18 protein-coding genes and 2 pseudogenes are annotated in these 19,748 nt (G+C 66.7%); 9 read left to right on the forward strand and 11 right to left on the reverse strand.

Annotated features, from left to right (window positions below):
* Window positions 1-39: 39 nt before the first annotated feature.
* The 3 genes from K307_RS01140 to K307_RS01150 all read right to left on the reverse strand — a co-directional run bounded on the left by K307_RS01140 (window position 40) and on the right by K307_RS01150 (window position 3,495).
* On the reverse strand, window positions 40-1,317 hold the full coding sequence (locus K307_RS01140) for a Zn-dependent hydrolase (RefSeq protein ID WP_051974554.1): 1,278 nt from the start codon (window positions 1,315-1,317) through the stop codon (window positions 40-42).
* The gene (locus K307_RS01145) at window positions 1,314-2,540 is read right to left on the reverse strand and encodes a diaminopropionate ammonia-lyase (RefSeq protein WP_042875804.1); all 1,227 of its coding nucleotides are present in this window, start codon (window positions 2,538-2,540) and stop codon (window positions 1,314-1,316) included. Before K307_RS01145 ends, K307_RS01140 begins: the two co-directional genes overlap by 4 nt.
* A 70-nt stretch (window positions 2,541-2,610) precedes the next feature.
* On the reverse strand, window positions 2,611-3,495 hold the full coding sequence (locus K307_RS01150) for a MurR/RpiR family transcriptional regulator (RefSeq protein ID WP_042875806.1): 885 nt from the start codon (window positions 3,493-3,495) through the stop codon (window positions 2,611-2,613).
* 304 nt (window positions 3,496-3,799) lie between these two features.
* Between K307_RS01150 and K307_RS01155 the strand changes: the two genes are divergently transcribed.
* The 4 genes from K307_RS01155 to K307_RS01170 all read left to right on the forward strand — a co-directional run bounded on the left by K307_RS01155 (window position 3,800) and on the right by K307_RS01170 (window position 6,838).
* A complete protein-coding gene (locus K307_RS01155; protein WP_042875808.1) occupies window positions 3,800-4,594 on the forward strand; it encodes a transporter substrate-binding domain-containing protein in 795 nt (264 codons plus the stop codon).
* Between the two features lie 68 nt (window positions 4,595-4,662).
* Entirely contained in the window at window positions 4,663-5,322 is a 660-nt protein-coding gene (locus K307_RS01160) for an amino acid ABC transporter permease (RefSeq protein WP_080744812.1), read from the forward strand.
* A gap of 12 nt (window positions 5,323-5,334) precedes the next feature.
* Window positions 5,335-5,985, forward strand: coding sequence for an amino acid ABC transporter permease (locus K307_RS01165; protein ID WP_042875810.1), 651 nt, complete (start codon window positions 5,335-5,337; stop codon window positions 5,983-5,985).
* Between the two features lie 88 nt (window positions 5,986-6,073).
* Window positions 6,074-6,838, forward strand: a complete 765-nt coding sequence (locus K307_RS01170) for an amino acid ABC transporter ATP-binding protein (RefSeq protein WP_042875812.1) — start codon at window positions 6,074-6,076, stop codon at window positions 6,836-6,838.
* Window positions 6,839-7,022: 184 nt separating this feature from the next.
* Here the strand turns inward: K307_RS01170 and K307_RS01175 are convergent, their stop codons facing one another.
* Window positions 7,023-8,546, reverse strand: coding sequence for a flavin-containing monooxygenase (locus K307_RS01175; protein WP_042875814.1), 1,524 nt, complete (start codon window positions 8,544-8,546; stop codon window positions 7,023-7,025).
* Window positions 8,547-8,686: 140 nt separating this feature from the next.
* Between K307_RS01175 and K307_RS01180 the strand changes: the two genes are divergently transcribed.
* Window positions 8,687-9,169, forward strand: coding sequence for a pyridoxamine 5'-phosphate oxidase family protein (locus K307_RS01180; RefSeq protein WP_042875816.1), 483 nt, complete (start codon window positions 8,687-8,689; stop codon window positions 9,167-9,169).
* Complete coding sequence (locus K307_RS01185) at window positions 9,166-10,497, forward strand: GAF domain-containing protein (protein WP_230625395.1); 1,332 nt, start codon at window positions 9,166-9,168, stop codon at window positions 10,495-10,497. Before K307_RS01180 ends, K307_RS01185 begins: the two co-directional genes overlap by 4 nt.
* On the opposite strand, the gene K307_RS50800 is transcribed toward K307_RS01185, so the two are convergent.
* Window positions 10,431-10,934 carry a porin gene (locus tag K307_RS50800; protein WP_155301024.1) on the reverse strand — a complete coding sequence of 168 codons (504 nt, stop codon included), beginning with the start codon at window positions 10,932-10,934 and terminating at the stop codon, window positions 10,431-10,433. The two genes, K307_RS01185 and K307_RS50800, sit on opposite strands and share 67 nt — an antisense overlap.
* 688 nt (window positions 10,935-11,622) lie before the next feature.
* Here K307_RS50800 and K307_RS48820 point away from each other — a divergent pair.
* From K307_RS48820 to K307_RS01195, 3 genes and pseudogenes are all read left to right on the forward strand, one after another.
* A pseudogene (locus K307_RS48820) lies at window positions 11,623-11,715 on the forward strand (glycine zipper domain-containing protein); the annotation flags it as partial.
* A gap of 187 nt (window positions 11,716-11,902) precedes the next feature.
* Window positions 11,903-12,715: a ribose-phosphate diphosphokinase gene (locus tag K307_RS01190; RefSeq protein WP_230625396.1), complete on the forward strand. Its 813-nt coding sequence runs from the start codon at window positions 11,903-11,905 to the stop codon at window positions 12,713-12,715.
* The gene (locus tag K307_RS01195) at window positions 12,666-13,028 is read left to right on the forward strand and encodes a TraR/DksA family transcriptional regulator (RefSeq protein WP_042875818.1); all 363 of its coding nucleotides are present in this window, start codon (window positions 12,666-12,668) and stop codon (window positions 13,026-13,028) included. Before K307_RS01190 ends, K307_RS01195 begins: the two co-directional genes overlap by 50 nt.
* A gap of 114 nt (window positions 13,029-13,142) precedes the next feature.
* On the opposite strand, the gene K307_RS01200 is transcribed toward K307_RS01195, so the two are convergent.
* The 6 genes and pseudogenes from K307_RS01200 to K307_RS48825 all read right to left on the reverse strand — a co-directional run bounded on the left by K307_RS01200 (window position 13,143) and on the right by K307_RS48825 (window position 19,539).
* Window positions 13,143-13,385: a hypothetical protein gene (locus K307_RS01200; RefSeq protein ID WP_042875819.1), complete on the reverse strand. Its 243-nt coding sequence runs from the start codon at window positions 13,383-13,385 to the stop codon at window positions 13,143-13,145.
* A gap of 45 nt (window positions 13,386-13,430) precedes the next feature.
* A pseudogene (locus K307_RS01205) lies at window positions 13,431-14,043 on the reverse strand (nitroreductase family protein).
* A gap of 181 nt (window positions 14,044-14,224) precedes the next feature.
* On the reverse strand, window positions 14,225-15,754 hold the full coding sequence (locus K307_RS01210) for a bifunctional aminoglycoside phosphotransferase/ATP-binding protein (RefSeq protein ID WP_042875821.1): 1,530 nt from the start codon (window positions 15,752-15,754) through the stop codon (window positions 14,225-14,227).
* A gap of 474 nt (window positions 15,755-16,228) precedes the next feature.
* On the reverse strand, window positions 16,229-18,529 hold the full coding sequence (locus K307_RS01215; protein ID WP_042875822.1) for a heavy metal translocating P-type ATPase: 2,301 nt from the start codon (window positions 18,527-18,529) through the stop codon (window positions 16,229-16,231).
* Window positions 18,530-18,949: 420 nt separating this feature from the next.
* A complete protein-coding gene (locus tag K307_RS01220) occupies window positions 18,950-19,159 on the reverse strand; it encodes a hypothetical protein (protein ID WP_230625397.1) in 210 nt (69 codons plus the stop codon).
* Entirely contained in the window at window positions 19,156-19,539 is a 384-nt protein-coding gene (locus K307_RS48825; protein ID WP_329955909.1) for a reverse transcriptase domain-containing protein, read from the reverse strand. Before K307_RS48825 ends, K307_RS01220 begins: the two co-directional genes overlap by 4 nt.
* Window positions 19,540-19,748: the final 209 nt, after the last annotated feature.

Here is a 19,748-nt window from a genome sequence, read left to right on the forward strand (position 1 = left end):
AATATTGGGCGTTGGATCGGGGGGCTGTGCCGGGGCCGTTCAGGGACGGTTCGCCAGGCTGACGACCACGCGCATCAGCAGCTGCGCGCCCCGCACCAGGTCGACGGGTTCGGTGAACTCACGCACGTTGTGGCTGAGCCCGCCCACGCTGGGAATGAAGATCATGCCGGCAGGGCATACGCGCGCCAGCATCTGCGCGTCGTGGCCCGCTCCGCTCGACATCCGCCTGGTCGACAGGCCGAGCGCATCACTGTGCCGCTGCACCAGGTCGGTCACCAGCGGGTCGAACGCCACCGGCTCGAAGCGCGCCAGCGAACGATGGCGCAGCGCGACACCTTCCGTCGCGCAGGTCTGCTGCGCGAAGGCGAGCACCTCGGCCTCCGCCTGCGCGAGCGCCGCGCTGTCGGTGTTGCGCAGATCGACGGTAAAGGTCGCGCGGTTCGGAATCACGTTGACGAGGTTCGGCTCGAAGCGGATCGCGCCGACCGTGCCGATCTGGCGGCCGCCGTAGCGCAGCGCCAGATCGTGCGTGAAGGTTGCGATGCGTGCGGCGCAGTAGCCAGCGTCGTGCCGCAGGGCCATCGGCGTGGTGCCGGCATGGTTGGACACGCCTTCCAGCACGAACTCGGTCCAGCTGATGCCCTGCACGCCTTCAACCACGCCGATCTGCACGCCCATGCGGTCCAGCACCGGGCCCTGTTCGATATGCAGCTCGACAAAGCTGTCGACCTCGGGCCGGCCGACCGGCGCATCGCCGCGATAGCCGATGCGCTCCAGTTCCGCGCCGACCGTGCTGCCGTCGATGCCGCCTGCCGCGAGCGCTTCGTCGAGCGGCATGCCGCCCACGAAAACCAGCGAGCCCATCATGTCCGGCTGGAAGCGGGCGCCTTCCTCGTTGGTAAAGAAGGCGATCGCCAGCGGGCGGCGCAGCCGCACTCCGGCATCGCGCAGCGCGGCGACCACTTCCAGTCCGGCCATCACGCCATAGTTGCCGTCGTACCTGCCGCCAGTGCGTACCGTATCGATGTGCGAGCCGACCATCACCGGCGGCAGGTCTTCATGGCCGGCATGAATCGCGACGCCGTTGCCGATGGCATCGATGGTAACCTCCATGCCGAGCGCGCGCATTTGCGCGACGGTCCAGTCGCGCCCCGCGCGGTCGGCGTCGGTCAGTGCCAGGCGGCAGACGCCGCCGCCGTCGATGGCGCCATGCGCATTCAGTTCGTCGAGCCGGCGCAGCAGCCGCGCACCGTCGATGCCCGGGAATTCGGTGTCGAGCACCGTGCGGCCGCTATCCGCGCTAAGGTTCGTCGTCATGCCAGCGCTCCCGCGCGCACGGCGTCGGCACTGCGCCCGACCAGCTGCGCGTACAACCCGGCATCGGTATCGGCCTCGCTGCCAACGAACAGCAGGCGGCTGTGCGCGCCGAGGCGCAGCGCTGCACGCGCTTGCGTATCTTGCATGGCCGCAATGGCGGCTGCCAGGCCCGCTACCGCGGATTCGCCGGCGACGATGGCGGGATCGCCGTCGGCGGGATTCGCCAGCAAGCGCATCGTCGCCACCGCCGCTCCGTCATCGATGGTGCAGAAGGCATCCGCGCCGTGGGCCAGCACTTCCCACGCCAGCAGTGACACTTCTCCGCAGGCGAGGCCCGCCATCAGCGTATTGAGCTTGCCGGTCACCGCCGTCACGTGGCCGGCGCGCGCGCTGCGGTACAGGCAGTCGGCGGCGTCCGGCTCGACCACCACGAAAACCGGGCGCTGCGCCGCGTTGCGTTCCCAGAAGTAGGCGCAGACGGCGGCGGCGAAACCGCCCACACCGGCCTGGATGAAGACGTGCGTTGGCCACTCGGGCAGCGCGTCGACGGCCTCGGCCACCATGACCTGGTAGCCCTGCATGACATCTCGCGGGACGTCCATGTACCCGGGATATGAGGTGTCGGAAATCACGTGCCAGCCGCGTTCGCGAGCGTCGCGGTCGGCCTGCTGGACCGCCTGGTCGTAGTTGCCCGTCGTCCGTACCACGGTCGCGCCGACCTGCTCGATCGCCGCCTTGCGTCCTTCGCTGACGGTGGCGTGGATGTATATCACGCAGGCGCAGCCGAACCGCCGGGCGCCCCATGCGACCGAACGCCCGTGGTTGCCATCGGTGGCGCAGGTCACCGTGTAATCGGCGCACAGCGCGCGCAGTTCGGGCGCGGCGAGGTCGGCAGGGGTCAACGCGCGGCCGATCCGTTTGCCGATCTCGCGCGCCAGCAGGCGGCCCACCGCATAGGCGCCGCCCAGCGCCTTGAAGCTGCCGAGGCCGAAACGCGTGCCTTCGTCCTTGTAGTGGATCGTGCCGACGCCCAGCGCGGTGGCCAGCGCTGGCAGCGCATGCAGTGGCGTAGGCCGGTAGCCCTCCCAGGCGGTGATGGCGCGTTGCGCGGTGGCCAGCGCCGGCGCGCCGAGAATAGCCTCGCGCGTGCTGCCATAGCCTTCGCTGCGGGTGCGCGCAGGGTTGACGAAAAGATCGAGCTTGAGCTGCGGTAACGTGGACATGGGACTTCCGGTGTTGACTGGACAGGGGACTGCGCGAGCCGACTCGCGCTGTATTCGGGATGCGCGGCGCTCACGCCTGCAGGTCGAGATCGTCGAGCAGGTCATGCGCGCGTTCGACCCGCGCCATCCGCGCACGCGCGCGCTTGTGGGCGCGCCGCGCCATCGCGGTGGCGAGGTAATTGACGAGGCTGGTCGCGGCTACATAGGAGTCGAACACCTGGTCGCTATGATGCGAGCAGCGCAGCACGGCGGTGGCGTGCGTGGTCAGCGGGGAGACCGGCGCATCGCTGAGCAGGATGAGCTTTGCCCCCGCCTCGGCGGCCAGCGTGACGATCGGTGCGAGCCGGCGCGTGCGGCGCCGGAAATCGACCGCGAGCAGCACGTCCTTGCTGTCGATTTCCGCGATCAGTTCGGCATCCTTGCCGGCCTGCTCGTTGAGAAGGTAGACCTCCGGCCGTACCTGCGACAGCAAGGCATTGGCATAGAAGGCCAGCATGAAGCTGTTGCGATAGCCGACCACCCAGACCCGGCGCGCATCGGCCAGTTCGCGCAGGGTGGTATCGAGTACCCGTTCGCTGAGCTGCTCCGGCAGGGCTGCCAGCCGGTGCGCGTCGAGCTGAACATGTGCCTGCAGTCCGGCGAGCGCGGGTAAAGCCGCACCCGTGAGAGCGCCACGCGGGGTGGCGGCGCGATCCATCTTTGCCAGCGGAGACTGGCTTGCGCGCTGGTCGCGCAACGCCTGCCGGAACGCGCCGAAGTCGGCATAGCCGAGCCGCCGGAAGAAGCGGGCGGCGCTTGCCTTGGACACGCTCGCCAGGTCGGCGAGCTCGGTAGCGGAGTATCCGAGCAACTCGTATTTGCGGCTGAGCAGTACGTCGGCGAGCTTCTTGTCGGTGCCGGAGAACTCACCGTAGCACTGGATGATCTGCGCTTCGAGCGCGTCGTAAGTGGTCATGTCGGAGCGATCGATTGCGATACCTGGGTCTCGTCCCGGCTGCACCGGTTTGGCGCCGCCTCGCACAATTATGAAACAAGAGTTTCTCTATTTGTGGCATGTGAAACCGCTGTTCCACGTTTCGGTCTTTGCCGAGCAAAGATGATGCCAACTGCCGTCGTGGCTTGCCTGATCTCGCCTAATCCGTTGAATCTAAAGAGAGAGTTATCTCTTCCTGGATCCGGGCGGCGCCTCAATGGACCGTGGCATGCATCTTGCGGGTTGGTCCTTCGTTCTCCTCGACCGACTGAAGAAAGGGTGTTTTATGAAACGCAGACAGTTCACCGCCATTGCCACCGTCCTCGCCACTGCCGCCATGGTCGCCATGGCGCCTGCGCAGGCCGACGATTCCCTGACCGCGGTGATGGCGAAGAAGTCGATTGCAATCGGCATCCCGGTCGACTTCGCGCCGTATGGCTTCATGGGCCCCGATCTGAAGCCGCAGGGTCTGGATGTGGCCGTGGCGCAGATGATTGCCGACAAGATGGGCGTCAAGGCGGACCTGGTGCCGGTCAGCACGCCTAACCGCATTCCCTATCTGCAAACGAAGAAGATCGACCTGATCGTGTCGGCGCTGGGCAAGAACGCCGAGCGTGCCAAGGTGATCGACTTCACGATCGCCTATGCGCCGTTCTACCAGGCCGTGTTCGGGCCGAAGAGCCTGAGCATCAAGAGTTTTTCGGACCTCGGGGGCAAGACCATCGCTGTGACGCGCGGCACTATTCAGGACGACGTGCTGCAGCAGGTCGCGCCGCCCACGCTGAAGATCCAGCGCTTCGAGGACGACAACTCGACGGTGGCCGCCTTCGTGACGCAGCAGACCCAGCTGGTTGCCACCGGGGCCGCGGTCGCCGCCATGGCGATCCAGAAGTATCCGAAGGTGGACGCCGAATACAAGCTGCTGCTGAAGGACTCGCCAAACTTTATCGGCGTGCGCAAGGGCGAAACCGCACTGTTGACCAAGGTCAACGAGATCCTGCGCCAGGCCAAGGCCGACGGCACGCTGGGTAACTATGCGCAACGCTGGCTCGGCCGCGGCACCGGCGAGCTGCCCGAATAAGACCCTGCCAAGACCGCGGCGGCGCGCGCCGTCGCGGGTTCCACCTTCGCTTCTGTGTGGCTGTCCGTATGATTTCCTTTGATTTCGGGCCAGTGCTCTCGCAATGGCCGATGCTGCTGCATGGCCTCTGCCTGACCGTTCTGCTGACGGCATTCTCGGCAATCGCTGGCACCGTGCTCGGCATCGGCTGCGCCTGGTCGCGCCTGCACGCGCCGGCGTGGGTGCGCGCCATGGTCGGCGGCTATGTCGAGGCGATCCGCAACACCCCTTACATCATTCAGCTGTTCTTCGTCTTCTTCGGCCTGCCGACGATTGGCGTGCGGCTGACGCCCGAGGTGGCCTGCGTGTTGTCGATGACGCTCAACCTGGGTGCCTACGCCTGCGAGATCATCCGCGCCGGCCTCGAATCCACGCCGCGCGGGCAGATCGAAGCCGCGCAGAGCCTGGCGCTGGACCGCTGGCAGATCTTCACGCGCGTGGTGCTGCCGCCTGCGCTCAAGCGCGTCTGGCCGGCACTGGTCGGCCAGATCATCATCGTGATGCTGGGCTCGTCGGTCTGCAGCCAGATCTCCGCGGAGGAGATGTCCTATGCGGCAAACCTGATCGCCAGCCGCACCTTCCGGAACTTTGAAGCGTATATCGCCGTTGCCGTCGCGTACCTGGCGCTGGCCGTTGCGGTGCGCCAGGCCCTGAACTGGATCGGGCCGCGCTTTTTGTTCGGACGCTGACAGGAGACGGCCATGATCGAGTTTTCACTGTGGGACATCTTCCGCAACCTACTTCTGGCGCTGCGCTGGACCGTCGGACTGTCGCTGATTGCTTTCGCCGGCGGCGGCATCGTCGGCCTGTTGCTGCTGGTGGCGCGCATTGCGAGGGTGCCGGGGGCGGGGCGCGGCATTGCGTTGTACGTCCAGCTGTTCCAGGGCACGCCGTTGCTGATGCAGCTTTTCCTGGCCTATTTCGGGCTGGCGCTGATCGGCATCGAAACCTCGGCGCTGTTCGCCGCCGCATTGTGTCTCACGCTCTATGCCAGCGCCTACCTGACCGAGATCTGGCGCGGCTGCGTCGATGCGATTCCGCGCGGCCAGTGGGAAGCATCGGCCAGCCTTGCGCTGAACCTGCGCGAGCAATTGCGCTACGTGATCCTGCCGCAGGCGGCGCGCATCGCGGTGGCGCCGACGGTGGGCTTTATGGTGCAGGTCGTCAAAGGCACTGCACTGGCTTCGGTGATCGGCTTCGTCGAAGTGACCAAGGCCGGGCAGATGATCTCGAACGCGACCTTCCAGCCCTTCCTGGTCTATAGCTGCGTCGCGTTGCTGTACTTCGCACTGTGCTTCCCGCTGTCGCTCTGGAGCCGCAGGCTCGAACGCGGCTGGCAGGCACATGCCTGAATCCGCAGACAGAACCGCGACGGGGATTCGCACCGAGCCCCCACCCACGCCTACCAAGCCTTAGCAAGGCTCTCCAAGCTGCATATCCATGTCCACATCACACGCCACCACCCAGCCATTTGCTCTCGTCGATGTCGAGGGCCTGCATAAGCAGTATGGCGACAACGAAGTCCTGAAGGGCATCGACTTGCAGATCGGCCGGCGTGAGGTCGTCTGCATCATCGGCCGCAGCGGCTCCGGCAAGAGCACGCTGCTGCGCTGCCTGAACGGGCTCGAGGCTTTCCAGCAAGGCAAGCTGTCGATCGACGGCCAGGTGCTGCGTCACGGCGACGCGAAGACGATGCGCGAACTGCGACAGAGCGTCGGCATGATTTTCCAGAATTTCAACCTGTTCCCACACCTGACCGCAGGCCAGAACGTGATGCTCGCGCCCACGCTGGTCAAGGACGTGCCGAAGGCGGATGCGCGCCGGCGCGCGCAGGCACTGCTGCAGCGCGTCGGCCTCGGCGAGAAGTTCGACAGCTACCCCGACCAGCTCAGTGGCGGACAGCAGCAGCGCGTGGCGATCGCCCGCGCGCTGGCGATGGACCCGGCCGTGCTGCTGTGCGACGAAATCACTTCGGCGCTGGACCCGGAGCTGGTGGGAGAGGTGCTGAGTGTGGTCGAGTCGCTCGCCGCCGACGGCATGACGCTGATCATGGTCACGCACGAGATGAACTTTGCGCGCAAGGTCAGCGACCACATCGTCTTCATGCACCAGGGCAAGGTGCACGAGACCGGCACCCCTGGGCAGGTGTTCGGCGACCCACGGACGGCGGAATTGCAGCAGTTCCTGTCGGCCATGCACGGCTGATCCGCGGCACAGTTGCCCGAACTGCTGAACGCCGGTGTGATCGAAGGCTTTCTTCCTCGAAGTCGAGGCCGCCTTCCCCGGAGCGCCACGATGAACCGGGTGGCGTTCGCCGCGTCGGGCCCCTCGCGGCCCGGACGTACAGCGTGCGTGGGCGACTGGAATGGCTGGCGACGCGAGGCGCGGTTCAGGCGACGACGGCTTCCCGGCTGCCGATCAAGCTGCGCAACCGCAGCTCCTCGGGCGTAAACTCCGGGCCGCGTATTGCCCCGAATGCCTGAGCCGCTGTCAGCGTCCGGGTCGGCGCGTCGTTCAGGCGGTCTGGGCCTTGCAAGCGGAACGAGACCGGCGACAAGGGGCCGAACAACAGCGCGCGTTCGAGCTCGGGCCAGCGCGCCAGATCGGGCTCCACGCCGATCTGGCGCGCCAGCGAAACCGCAAGATCATGTAGCACTGGCTGTTGCCCGCGCTGCCGCATCGCCTGGGACGCCGCCAGCCCCTGCGCCATCTGTGTCGGCGACGGCATGGGTGTCAGGCCGGCCAGCGTGTAGGCAATCCAACGGGCCTGCAGTTCGAGCAACGGCAGATAGGGGCCGACCAGGTTGTAGAGGCCGACGAAGGCCAGTCCCCGGAGGTCCGGATGAAAGGTATGGGCGTGCAGGTCTAGCCCCCTGCCGTCGTAGTTCAGCGTGCGTGCAATGTCTGGCGCCAACCACGGCACCGACAGGCCAAAGCCGGTTCCGAAGAGAATCGCATCGGGCGTTGCGACAGTGCCGTCGGTAAAGCGCACGGTGCTCCCGTCGATGCGGTCGATCCAGGGGCGCACGGTAACGCGGCCTTCGGCCACAGCCGGCAGGAAGCCCTGTGACTGGGAGATGCCGGCAGCGAACACATTGGCATCGGGCGCCGGCGCCCCAAACTGGTCAGGCGCGCCGCCGGCCCGAAGCACGGCCGCCTTCAGGCCCTCCGCTAGCGCCTCGGCCGGAAGCGCCTCGCCCGCCAGCGCCGCCGCGCGGTGGAACAGCACATGTTCGGCCGGCACGCCTGCAATCAGCTTAGGGACAATATAACGCTGGCGGCGGTAGGCTGCGGTGACGTTTGCTCCGCCAAAAGCGAGATCGGAGGCGATTTCCAGGGCGCTGATCGAACAGCCGGCCACCAGCACAGAACGGCCTCGGTAAGGCCCGGCACCCTTGTAACGCGCGGTATGTGCGATACCGAGCGCGCCGGTAAAGTTCGCCATGCCAGGAATGTCAGGCAGTAGCGGCACGGCTTGCGCGCCCGTGGCCACGATCACCTGGCTGAAGCTTTCTTCGTGCATTCTGCCCGCACTGCGCGAACGTAGCCGCCAGCAGCCGCCCTCCGCGGCCTCGAGGCGCTCGACACGCGTGCCGAGGCGGATGCAGCGCAGTAAATCGAAGCGGGCTGCATAGCGCTCCAGATAGGCAAGCATCTGGTCCTGGCGCGGATACGTCGCTACATCTATGCCATGGTCCAGGTCGGAGAAGGCCGACATGACTCGGCTGGTGTTTGTGCGCATCCCGGGCCAGGTCGCGCTGGCCGCGCTGCACAAGTTCCATTGACCGCCGAGCCGGTCGCCGGCCTCGAACAGGATCGGCTCGAAGCCGTGCTGCAGCAGCCAGCGGGCCGAGACCAAGCCGCCCGGGCCGGCGCCGATGATGGCAATCTGCCTGCCTTTCGGATGTTGCATGGTGGGACTATCCTTTTGTCGATGGTCCCAACGTTATAATCTGCCACACAAAATAGCGTCGCTAAAAGGTTGCTAAGCGGCTGGCCGTCCTTCCTAAGTTATTCCTAACCGTTTCCGAGGCGAAGACAATCCGGGCCAATATGCGGCTATCAGACGAGATCCTGGACTTTATCGCGAGCCCCGTGATGATCATCGTCGGCACGCGAGACCAGGCCAACCGCCCCTCGATCGCTCGCGCGGTCGGTGCTCGCGCCATCAACGAGGAAATCGTCGAGGTCATCGTGTCCGCCTGGCAATGGCCGGAAGCGATGGACAACTTAGCCGCCAACGGGCAGGCCGCCGTCACCTTTGCTCGCCCCGCGGACTATGTCTCCTATCAATTGAAAGGCTCCGCCCAACTCCGCGCAGTCGATTCCTCAGACCTGGAGCTTTCCCGGCGCTACCGGGCCGACATCTATGCTTTGTTCGGCGGCCTCGGACTGCGGCCCGAGCTGGTCTCGCCGTGGCTCGCGGATCGGGAGCTGACGGTCGCACGGCTGCATGTGCGCGAGGCCTACATCCAGACCCCCGGGCCAAAGGCAGGCACAGCCGCGGGCTCGCCCACGGAAATGGGTGCGGGATGATGCCACTGCGCGACCTCGACGACTGCTTCGAGGGCGTGATCCCCTCGATCATCGCCACAACTGCGGCCGACGGCACGCCCAATATCTCCTACCTGTCGCATGTGGTGATGGTGGACGACGCGCATATCGCCATTTCCAACCAGTTCTTCGCCAAGACCGCCGCCAATATCCGCGCCAATCCGCATGCCTGCCTGCTGCTGGTCAGCGCCCGCCACGGCGGTCAGTACAAGCTGGATATCACCTGGGTTTCATCCCGCGACGAAGGGCCGCTGTTCAAGCGCGTGGCAGACCAACTGCGGGCCAGCAGCGCCCAAGTCGGCATGGCTGGCATCATGCGCCTCAAGGCCATCGACGTGTTCCGCGTCGATGGCATCGAACCTGTGGTTTCCCCCGCGCGGACGGATCATGCAGGCGACGCATCGCCGGCGCCCGATCTTGCCGTCCTCGGCCAGGTGATGAAAACCATCAGCACACAAAGCGATACGGAAGGCGTAATGGGTGCAGTGCTCGACGGCTGCACGCAATTGGGATTCCCGCATGCCATCGTGCTGCAGAGCGACCCTATCCGACGCCTGCTTACCACCGTGGTCAGCCGCGGCTACGGCCGCTCCGGCGCCGGTTCTGAAGTGGCATTCGACGAGGGACTAATTGGCATCGCCGCCGTCACCCGGCGCCCGGTGAAAGTCAATGACCTGAGCCGGATTCGGCGGTTGGGCGACGCAATCGAAGCCAGCAGTCCCGCCGACGAAAACCGCACCCGCATCATCGTGCTGCCCAGCCTGCCCGACGCCATGAGTCAGATGGCCGTCCCCATCCTGGCCCAGGACACGCTGCGCGGCGTGTTGTTTGTGGAAAGCCCGGAGCGGATCGCCTTTCGCACGGCACATGAAACGACACTTGAAATGATCGCCAGCCAGTGCGCACTGGCTCTGGCGCTCTGCGAAGCGCTGGTCCGGGACGCCCGCCCGTCAGCGCTCCGGACGGTGCCCGGACAGCCAGGTGATCGCGTCATCCACGTGACGCACCACCCTGTTGACGATAGTGTCTTCATCGACAACGCCTACGTCATCAAGGGCGTCGCGGGACGCCTGCTGGCCTATATGCTGGGCGTCTACATCAACGAAGGCCGGAACGCCTTCAGCAACCGCGAGATCCGACTGGCGGAGGCGCTGCGGCTACCAGAGATCAAGGACAACCTCGAAACGCGGATGCTGCTGCTTCGGCGGCGGTTGGGGGAGAAGAATCTTCCCGTGCAGTTAATTCATGCGGGGCGGGGGCAGGTCCGGTTGGTTGTGGATGGGGTGCCAGTGCTTATGAGGGCTGGGTGAGCGGCGAAAGACTGATACGGTTCTTGCACCGTCCATGAAATAGACCCGATGCGAGTTTTCGGCTGCATCGGGCAAGAAGGCCGGCGAGGACCAGCTCGCCGGGTGGTAATCAGAAAATGTGATTGATGCCGATATTGAATACTGAGTTGCCGGCGGCTGGGCTGCCGACATCGTTCGCATTCCACACGCGGTAGAAGCCGCTGGTAGCAAGTATTCGACGCACGGTTCCAGATGTGCGCGTATGACGTGTAGAGACTGGTGCGCTTCGAAAGACGATGCACATATCCGATGGCAGCCTGCTGGGGATCGTTGTTAGCTGCCGTGCGATCGTTCTTGTGGATGTACGACAGGATCACGCGTCCCGCCCCGACCGGCACCATGGCGCCAACCAACACATCTTCCGATTTGTAGTTCGGCGTATCGGACAGGCAATGCACGACACTGGCACTGGCACAGGCCGAGGTCGACCCGTTCGCGTGACTGGGCTGGCCGGTACGACCGAAAACCTGATCTCCGCGGGCGGCCGCGGCGGGAGCAATCGAGCGAATAACGTCTTCAAGTACAACCTGCCAAATGCGCTTGGCGGAGTGGGCGGCGACCTGTCATACAGCTGCGCGTCAGAGGCAATTCGATCCACCGAAAATGCAATTAATCGCCGGCGCTTGCGCTCGTCTCCATGTGTTGCCAGTCAGTCGGGGATTTTCTGGGGGCTGAGGCCTGCAAGCTCCGGCATTCATCAGCAGCTCGCGGTTACCGATCGCTGTCATGACGGCTCCCGGAATTCGGCTCTGGGCTTTGCTTTGCGGGCGATTTAATAAGGTCGCGCAACTCCTCGCATGACTTTGCCCCCGTCCGTCAGGTTGATCCTCTTGGCCGGTCACGCTAGCCATATTTGATCTTACATTTATCCCCCACTCAAAGATGCCGCTGGCTGGTTCTGGCAGCGCCCAAGTCATTCTGCTCTTGAAGCTGAGGATTGTGGACTGAGCATGCAACGTGGGATGCTCAGCACCGTGCGCCGCCGTGAGATCCCGGGGTATTCGCAACACTGCCCCGTCGCTTGATGTCATTCTCGTGCGGGATTTCAAGTAGTCGAGCGCACCCGTCGACACCACGGATCGCTACGTCCACGCGCATCCCTGGGAGAGCATCGGCTCCGTCGCCGCGGTCGCGGCCGTGGCCGGCGCCCTGGTCGCACTGGCCGTCACCCGCCGCTAGCGCGGGCACGGCAAGCCTGGGTGCGAACCTGCAAGGACGCCTGCATGGATCCGATCGTATTCGCCATGCCCGGCAGTGAACGGTAGGCCGCGGCCATTGCAGCCTGCCTGCCTCGCCCGGCCGGCCGGGCGAGGCCGAGGTCCGGCGCTTTCCCGACGGCGAGTCCTACGTCAGGCTGCTGCAGCCTGTGGCCGGTTGCGAAGCCCTGATGGTGTGCACGCTGGACCGTCCGGATGCCAAGCTGGTGCCGCTGCTGTGGCTCGCTGCCGCTGCCAGGGGAGGCGGCGCCGTGCAGGTCGGACTGGTGGCGCCATACCTGGCGTACATGCGCCAGGACAAGGTCTTCCGGGCAGGGGAGATCGTGTCGGCACGCCATTTTGCGGCGCTGCTGGGGGCCAGCTTCGACTGGCTGGTCACGGTGGACCCGCACCTTCACCGGATCGGCAGTCTGGGCGAGATCTTCACCAGGCCGGCGATCGCCGTGCATGCTGCCCCGGCGATTGCGTCATGGATCGGCCAGGCGGTGCGCGCGCCGTTGCTCGTCGGCCCCGACGACGAGAGCCAGCAGTGGGTCGACGACATCGCCAGCCGCTGTGGCGCGGACAGCATTGTTCTGGTCAAGCAGCGCTTCGGCGACCACGAGGTCAGCATCGACGCGAGCGGCCTGCCCACGGCCGCTGGCCGTACGCCGGTACTGGTCGACGACATGGTCTCCACCGCGCGCACCATGCTGGCGTCGGCGCGGCTGCTGCGCGAACACGGCTACCCGGCGCCGGTCTGCGTCGGCGTCCACGTGCTGTTCGCGGAGGCAGCCTACGCCGACCTGCAAGCGGTCGCGGTCGACATTGTTACGTGCGACACCGTTGCGCATTCCCGTGGCAGAGCGCCTGGCAGCCGGCAGCCGGCATCCGGCAGGCACTTCAGGCGCCAGCGGGTTCAGGAGACCCATTATGAGCAAGCTCACAGCGCAGGAAACCGTCTCGCTGGCGGCGCAGCTTGACGCGGACGAAGCGCGCATCCATGCCGCCGTTGGTTCCGCCGACACGCCGATGACACCATTGGCGCAGCGTGAGGCGCGGGACGAGGGCGACCTTGCCGACGAAGAAGTCACGCAGCGGCAGGACGACGCGATGCTGGACCACTATCGCATGCAACTGGCCGACATCGCCGCCGCGCGGGCGCGGATGCAGCACGGTCAGTACGGCATCTGCATCGATTGCCAGCAGCCGATCCCGTTCTCGCGCTTGCAAGCATATCCGACCGCGAAGCGCTGTACCGTATGCCAGCGCCGGCACGAGCAACTTTATGCGTGACAGTTGGAGGATACCGGGCAGCAGGCCGCTGAGGGCAACTGTGCGCCTGGCGGGCTGCCGCCGCGGAAACGACGGTCGCCCCCCGGCAGCGGCCGGGAGGCTGGCGCTGACCGGCTAGCGCAGGTCGTACTCGCGCATCATCTCGGTCGTGACTGCCTTGACCGTGGCCAGGCATGCCGGCGGGACTGCGGGGAAGGCGTCGATGGTCCAGTTGCAGCCGCCGTTGGCAGCTGCGTCGACACGCTGCGGCAACGGGATGTCGCAGTCGCGGCAGGTGTCGCCGAGGTCGGCGTTTTCCTGCAGGCGCCGCAGAATTTCATTGCGGATCTGTTCCGCACTGCCGAGGTTCTTGATCATGTCGGTGTCTCCTGTTGTCTGGTGGTGGCGATCCGGCCAGGATATCTAGACCGGCGCGCTGTCGTGCGGGGCCGGGCGCCCGACGGTCTGGGACAGGATCGGTTCCTCGTCCTCGTTCAGCGACATATGCTCGGCCAGTTGGCGCCGGTTGAGCCAGCCGCGCACCACCGCGCCCAGCCCGGCCGAGGCGCAGTAGAGATAGACGTTCTGGACCATGGCGCCGGCCGCGGCGGCAGCGAAGGTCTCGTGCAGCTTGGGCGGGACGTCCTGCATCCGGCCATGGTTGGCGACGTAGACCAGGTCCAGCGGCGCCATGCCGACGAAGTCCTGGTAACCGGTCATGCTGCGCACATCTGCCGCGCGCTTCAGCGCCAGGCAATGGTGGACCGGGTCGTAGCGGTAGAGGCCGGCGGGCAGCGCCGCGTAGACGTCGATCACCGCCGCGCCGTGCGGCGAAGGGGCCGTGCGGCCGCCGCCCTGGGAGCGGCTGCTCGTCGAACTCACGGGTGCTCATGCGCTGCCACAGCGCCCCCATCAGCGGCAGGCCACCGGTGCGGTCCGGCTGTGGCAGGGCGATGACCCGCTCGCTCGTGCCGGTGGCGGGGCGTGGCAGCAGGTCTTTGATGGGCTGGTAGGGGATGCGCTTCAGTTCGTCCATGGGATGCTCACATTTGTTGCAAAGAGCGGCGCCAGCGCTCTGCGCATGGCACCGGTATGGACGAATGTAGGCGCTGCTCCCGACCTTGGGTTGCGCTCCGTCAAGCCGGGGCTACGGGGCGTGCCGGGGGGATGCAAGCGATCCCGGGACGGCTTCGGATGATGCCGGCAGGGCCCTGGCGTCAGCCGCGGCCGGGGGCAGCGCGGCCCATGAAGCTGCCAGGCATGGCGACGCAGGCGCGCTCGGCTTCGGTCAGCGGATCCTGGATGCGTATCTGCCACGCCAGCACGCCGTCGTCGGCATCCGACAGGTCCCCGCCCGCCCGGGCACGGGCGGCGATGCGGGCGCGCAGCGTCTCAGGGCTGGCTTCGCAGGTGACGATGGCGAAGGGCACGCTAAGGCGGAGGGCCTGGGCCGCAAAGCGCTCGCGCTCGGCGCAGGCCAGGAAGGTGGCGTCGGCAATCATCGGGAAGCCGGCGCGGCAACCGAGCCGGCAGACGGCGAGCAGGCGTCGGTAGGTCCGCGCCGTTTCGCTGGCGGCATACCAGCCACCCGCGGGCATCACGCCGCGGTGCAGGCCCTTGCGTACCGCGTCGGAGCGCACGCGTACCATCGCCCCCGCCTTGCTCATCTGCGCAGCTACCGTGGACTTGCCGCTGCCGGACAGCCCATGCATCACCACCATCGGCCCGCGACGGCGGCTGAGGCATCGCCATGCCAACGCCAGCAGCCTGCCTGCCTCGGCCTGCGCCGGCGCCATGGACGCGCCCGCGGCGTGCTGCTGGCAGGCGCGCTCCAGCAGCACGCGCGCGCGCACCAGGGCCCGCATGGCGAGATAGAAGGGCAACACGGCCAGCGCGCCGTAGTCTCCCGATTGCGCCAGGTAGCCGTTGAGCAGCCGGTAGGCCAGCGCCGGTCGGCCATGGTGCAGCAGGTCCATGACGGGGAAGGCCAGGTCGCTGATGGTGTCGGTCCAGCGCAGCGCGGCGTCGAACTCCAGGCAGTCGAATGGCGTCGGCACGCCGTTCAGCAGCACGATGTTGCCCAAGTGCAGGTCACCATGGCACTCGCGCACATGGCCGTTGTGCAGGCGTGCCCGGAACGCGCCTGTTAGCCGGGTGGCCTCGCTGCGCGCCCGCTGGGCCACGCGGCTGGCCAGGTGCGAGGCCTGCGCCAGCCGCTCGATGCCGCCCAGGCACTCCGCAAGGGTCGCGTCGATGCGGGCCGGCGTGCCAAAGCCATCGGAATGGGCGGCAGAGGGCTGCGCCTGGTGAAAGGCCGCAATGCTGCGCGCCAGCGCATCAATATGCCCCGGCTCCAGCCGGTTCGCAGCGATCCTTGCGCTGAGCATGTCTTGTTGGGCGAAACGCCGCATCCGGACCGCATGCTCGATCGGCATGCCGCTCCCGCCGATGCGCACGGAGCCGGGCGTCGGGCCTGCCACGATCGGCACCACATCCAGGTACAGGGCGGGTGCGAACCGGCCGTTCAGGCGCAGCTCGGTCTCACAGTCGTCGCGGCGTGCCTGCGCGGTGGAGAAGTCGACAAAGTCGAACCGCACCGGCTTGCGCACCTTGTAGGCAAAGTCCCCGGCCAGGAAGACACGGGAGATATGCGTCTCGATGACCTGTACTGCCGGCGCCGGGTGGGGGTAGGCGTCCGGCTGCTGCAAAGCGGCCGTCAACGCCGCGTCGTCCCATTGACTCTCCATGTCCCTTGCCGCCTGCTCCCTTCCGCTGTTGTGCACTACCACCTCAACTGCAGCCTCGGCACGCAAACTCTGCCTGCCAGCTCGCCCCCGCTGCGTCCTAGGCCGTCACGCGTGCGGTCCGTCTTCAGATGCGCGCCAAGGGGGATCTCCGTGGTGATTGCCGCAAGGCGCTGTGCAGGTCCGGTATCGTTGTCGGCCGCCGATGCCGAAATCATCCAGCGCCGAAAAAGCTGTCGGCATGGTGCCATGCCGCTCGTACGTGCTTTGAGACGGCGCTTGTCCGTCATGCGCACCCGGCCTGTCAGCGGAATCTGACAGGGACGTGGCAGCATAACCCGGTATTTCCCGGCCATTGTTGTGAAAAGGAGCATTCCCCTACATCCGCAAACTGGTCTCGCCCAACTTTGGTTCAGCCGGGGTATCGCGCGCCGGGTAGGATTCAGCCAGTAACATATGCGCGGTGCCGTCGCGCGCTCACTCCATTGGCGCGTCTTCGCGCAGCGCATGGAATAGCTCGTCTTCCTGCGCGCAGTGCAGCCGCAACACGGCGTCGAGCCCGTAGAGCAGCCGCTGGTACTCCCTGATGCGGCTTGCGTCCGGCCCGTCGGGCGGCGAATCGTCGGCCATGTGCTGCAGCAGCCGGATTACGCGGAAGAGCTCGCGGTGCATCGCGCTCATCGCCGCCAGCGGGTCATCGCCCCCGACCAGCCGCGCGAGCTGTGGATAGAGTTGCGCGTCATCGTGCTGTTCGTGGGGCAAAAGCTTCCCGCTGAGGGATGCGCACAAGCGGCGCAGTTCCGTGCCCGCGGCCTCGCCAGGCATGGCTGGCAACCTGTCCGCGAGGCTGCGGATCTGCTCCATCAGCGGCGCCAGCGCGGCGTGCTCCTGGTTCAGGCGCTCAGCGTCGGCCGTGGACAGGCGTTCTGCCGGCACCGACGGGTCGGCGCGCAGGGCGCGCAGCGCATTTGCGATGACCAGCACATCGATGACCTCCTGCAGCAAGGCGCCGGCCAGTGGCGGCAGGTAGCCGAACGCGGCGACCGCCATCGCGACGAACGACAGGCCCATGCCGGCCATGGCGCTTTGCACGGCCAGCCGGCGCGACCGGCGGGCAATGCGCACCGCGTCCACCAGCCGGTCAAGCCGGTCCACCAGCAGCACGACATCCGCGGCTTCCGACGATGCCGCGGCGCCGCGTGCGCCCATGGCCACGCCGACGTCCGCGGCGGCCAGCGCCGGTGCATCGTTCACGCCGTCGCCCACCATCAGCACGGTGCCGTCGTGGCGCGCCGCCTCGATCGCGGCAAGCTTCTGCGAGGGGGTGAGGTTGGCATGGACCTCGGTCACGCCAAGCATCGCGCCGACCGTCTCGGCGACGTTGGGCCGGTCTCCCGTGAGCATGGCCAGCCGCCGTATGCCCGCCTTGCGCAGCAAGCGCAACGCGCGCGGGGTGTCCATGCGAATCAGGTCCACGAACTGCAGTGCCCCGACCAGCACGCCGTCGACCGTGACCAGCGAGACCGAGGCGCCTTCGTAGGCCGCGCGTTGCAGCATGGCCTGGCACCAGGGCGGCCCGGCATCGCCGCCGCCGGTAAAGGCGGGCGATCCCACCGCCACCACGTGCTCGCCGACCCGCCCGGCAACGCCAGCACCGGCAGTCTCGGTCACGCCCGATGGCAGGTCCAGAGCCAGGCCTCGCTCGCGCGCCGCGGTTGTGATGGCCTCGGCGACGACATGGCCGGAGGCCTGCGCCAGCGAAGCGGCGACGCGCAGCACGTCGGGCGCCGGCCATCCGGGCGCGCTCTCGATGGCCGCCAGGCGGGCCCTGCCGCCCGTCAGCGTCCCGGTCTTGTCGAAGAAGAGGATGCTCGCCTGCGACAACCTCTCAAGCGCGCCGCCGCCTTTGACCAGCACGCCGCGGCCGGCGCAACGCGAGACCCCCGACACGATCGCCACCGGCACGGCCAGGATCAGCGGACAGGGGGTGGCGACCACCAGCACCGCCAGCGCCCGCGAGAGCTCACCGCTGGCAAGCCAGGCAAGCCCGGCGACGAGCAGGGTGACAGGCACCAGCCACAGTGCATAACGGTCGGCCAGCCGCGCCGCGGGCGGGCGCTCCGCGCGGGCGGTGCGCACCAGCCTGGCGATGCCGGCGAAGGTGCTGTCCGCCGCGGTGGTCGCTGCCACCATCTCGAACGGGGTGCCGGCGTTCAGCACACTGCTGCGCACGGTCTCGCCAGGGAGGCGCTGCCGTGGCAGCGACTCGCCAGTCAGGGCAGATTCGTCCAGCGTCGCCTGGCCCAGCAGTGCGCCGTCCACGGGCACGACTTCGCCATGACGGACCAACAGCCGATCCCCCGGACTGACCACATCGAGGGATACCGCGCGCCATTCGCCGTCCTCTAAGCGGTTGGCCGACTGCGGGGCACGGCTGAGCAGGGCGGACATCTCCCGCTCGGAGCGGGCCTGCGCATAGTTCTCAATGGCCCTGCCGCTCTCGATCATCAGGGCCAATACGGCAGCCGCGAGGAATTCGCCAAGCGCCAGCGCCAGCCCGATCGCCAGAAGCGCCAAGACATCGACGCCCGCCTCCTTTCGGCGCAGCGACTGCACGATGGCGACGATCAGCGCGCCGGCGACGACCAGTGCACCAGCCGCCCAGGCGAGCCTCGCGGCAACCGCTTCGCCGAAGGCAAAGAGCAGCAAGCCGCCCCCCAGCGTGCCGGCCGCGACTGGCAGCAAGCCGAGGTCGAACTTGCGAAACCCGACATGCATGGCGAACTCGCCTCCCCCGCTGGCTCCGTTTGCCGGCCGACTCCTGTAGATGCCTTCAGATGATGGCAGATCCTGCCGCGCCAGCGGGCGGCGTAATCCAGGCTGCACGCCCAATCGGGCACTGTGCCTGGTAACAGGGATGTTAGCCCAACAGGCACAGGGCCGATAACAGCCTTGGCCGTCGGCAGGCACAGCGGGCCCAGGCGTCGGTGGGATCGCGGTTGCTATGGTCCATGCTGCGCGACAGCTACTCCCTCGATGCGATTGACGCGGCGACCGAGGCATAAGCGACGGCCTTCGTGGTGCAACGCGACCCTTACCTGTTGTACTGAACAAGCGCGCACGGCCGGACGGCAAGGGGCTGGCAGGTCTCCGGTCCGACGGGATTGTTCCGCACGCCAAACCTTACGGCTAGACCCATCATCCGCCTGGCGCCATCTTTCCACCCATCCCCGGACCCATGCCCGGACCCATGCCTTGGTCGTTGGCCATCGTCTGCATCATTTCCTGCATGAACGCCATGTGACTACCCGCCATATCTTGGCACATCTGCATTTGATTTGATGGGGCGTTTCCCTTGGCGACTCTTTTGCCAGGAGCCATACGAGCAGGGCCGCCCATTTTCATCATGTCCTTTGCATGCGCTTGGCGCTGGTCAGCCTCAGGACCGCAAACCGTCCCTTACGTGTCTTCCCACAGCAATGCGTGAGTCCAAGGAAGTCGAAGGTCGGCGGCTTGCCCCCATTACGGCGTCGGCAATTCTGGCGCGCGAAGCGCCCGAACTCGATCAGCCGCGTTTTGCCCTCGTGCAGTTTCAAGCCGAAGCGAGCCATCCGCTCGGTCACCTCGCGCTGGAAACGCTCAGCGTCACCGATGTACTGGAACCCTGCGATCCAATCATCGGCATAGCGCACGATGACCACATCGCCTTCGGCATGCCGCGCACGCCACTGCTTCACCCACAGGTCGAACGCGTAATGGAGATAGATATTGGACAGCAGCGGGCTGATGGCTTCCGCCCTGAACTGTCCCCACCTCGCTCTGCGTCAACCTGCCGTCTTCCAGCACACCAGCGTGCAGCCACTTCTTGATGAGCCGCACAACCCGTGTGTCCGCTACCCGGTGCTCGATGAATCTGACCAGCCAGTCGTGATCGATTGTGTCGTAAGCGCTTAAGCCGCTGCTCCATGACGATGAGGACCTGGCAACGCTGCGTGAT

Source organism: Cupriavidus necator A5-1 (assembly GCF_000744095.1).
GTDB lineage: Bacteria > Pseudomonadota > Gammaproteobacteria > Burkholderiales > Burkholderiaceae > Cupriavidus > Cupriavidus necator_A.

What these genes read in the sequence shown, in the direction of transcription:
- K307_RS01140 (WP_051974554.1), bottom strand. Translation starts at nt 1,317, where the DNA reads ATGACGACGAACCTTAGCGCGGATAGCGGCCGCACGGTGCTCGACACC.
- K307_RS01150 (WP_042875806.1), bottom strand. Translation starts at nt 3,495, where the DNA reads ATGACCACTTACGACGCGCTCGAAGCGCAGATCATCCAGTGCTACGGT.
- K307_RS01175 (WP_042875814.1), bottom strand. Translation starts at nt 8,546, where the DNA reads ATGCAACATCCGAAAGGCAGGCAGATTGCCATCATCGGCGCCGGCCCG.
- K307_RS01170 (WP_042875812.1), top strand. Translation starts at nt 6,074, where the DNA reads ATGTCCACATCACACGCCACCACCCAGCCATTTGCTCTCGTCGATGTC.
- K307_RS01180 (WP_042875816.1), top strand. Translation starts at nt 8,687, where the DNA reads ATGCGGCTATCAGACGAGATCCTGGACTTTATCGCGAGCCCCGTGATG.
- K307_RS01210 (WP_042875821.1), bottom strand. Translation starts at nt 15,754, where the DNA reads ATGGAGAGTCAATGGGACGACGCGGCGTTGACGGCCGCTTTGCAGCAG.
- K307_RS01200 (WP_042875819.1), bottom strand. Translation starts at nt 13,385, where the DNA reads ATGATCAAGAACCTCGGCAGTGCGGAACAGATCCGCAATGAAATTCTG.
- K307_RS01195 (WP_042875818.1), top strand. Translation starts at nt 12,666, where the DNA reads ATGAGCAAGCTCACAGCGCAGGAAACCGTCTCGCTGGCGGCGCAGCTT.
- K307_RS01160 (WP_080744812.1), top strand. Translation starts at nt 4,663, where the DNA reads ATGATTTCCTTTGATTTCGGGCCAGTGCTCTCGCAATGGCCGATGCTG.
- K307_RS01185 (WP_230625395.1), top strand. Translation starts at nt 9,166, where the DNA reads ATGATGCCACTGCGCGACCTCGACGACTGCTTCGAGGGCGTGATCCCC.
- K307_RS01145 (WP_042875804.1), bottom strand. Translation starts at nt 2,540, where the DNA reads ATGTCCACGTTACCGCAGCTCAAGCTCGATCTTTTCGTCAACCCTGCG.
- K307_RS01220 (WP_230625397.1), bottom strand. Translation starts at nt 19,159, where the DNA reads ATGATGAAAATGGGCGGCCCTGCTCGTATGGCTCCTGGCAAAAGAGTC.
- K307_RS01155 (WP_042875808.1), top strand. Translation starts at nt 3,800, where the DNA reads ATGAAACGCAGACAGTTCACCGCCATTGCCACCGTCCTCGCCACTGCC.
- K307_RS01165 (WP_042875810.1), top strand. Translation starts at nt 5,335, where the DNA reads ATGATCGAGTTTTCACTGTGGGACATCTTCCGCAACCTACTTCTGGCG.
- K307_RS01215 (WP_042875822.1), bottom strand. Translation starts at nt 18,529, where the DNA reads ATGCATGTCGGGTTTCGCAAGTTCGACCTCGGCTTGCTGCCAGTCGCG.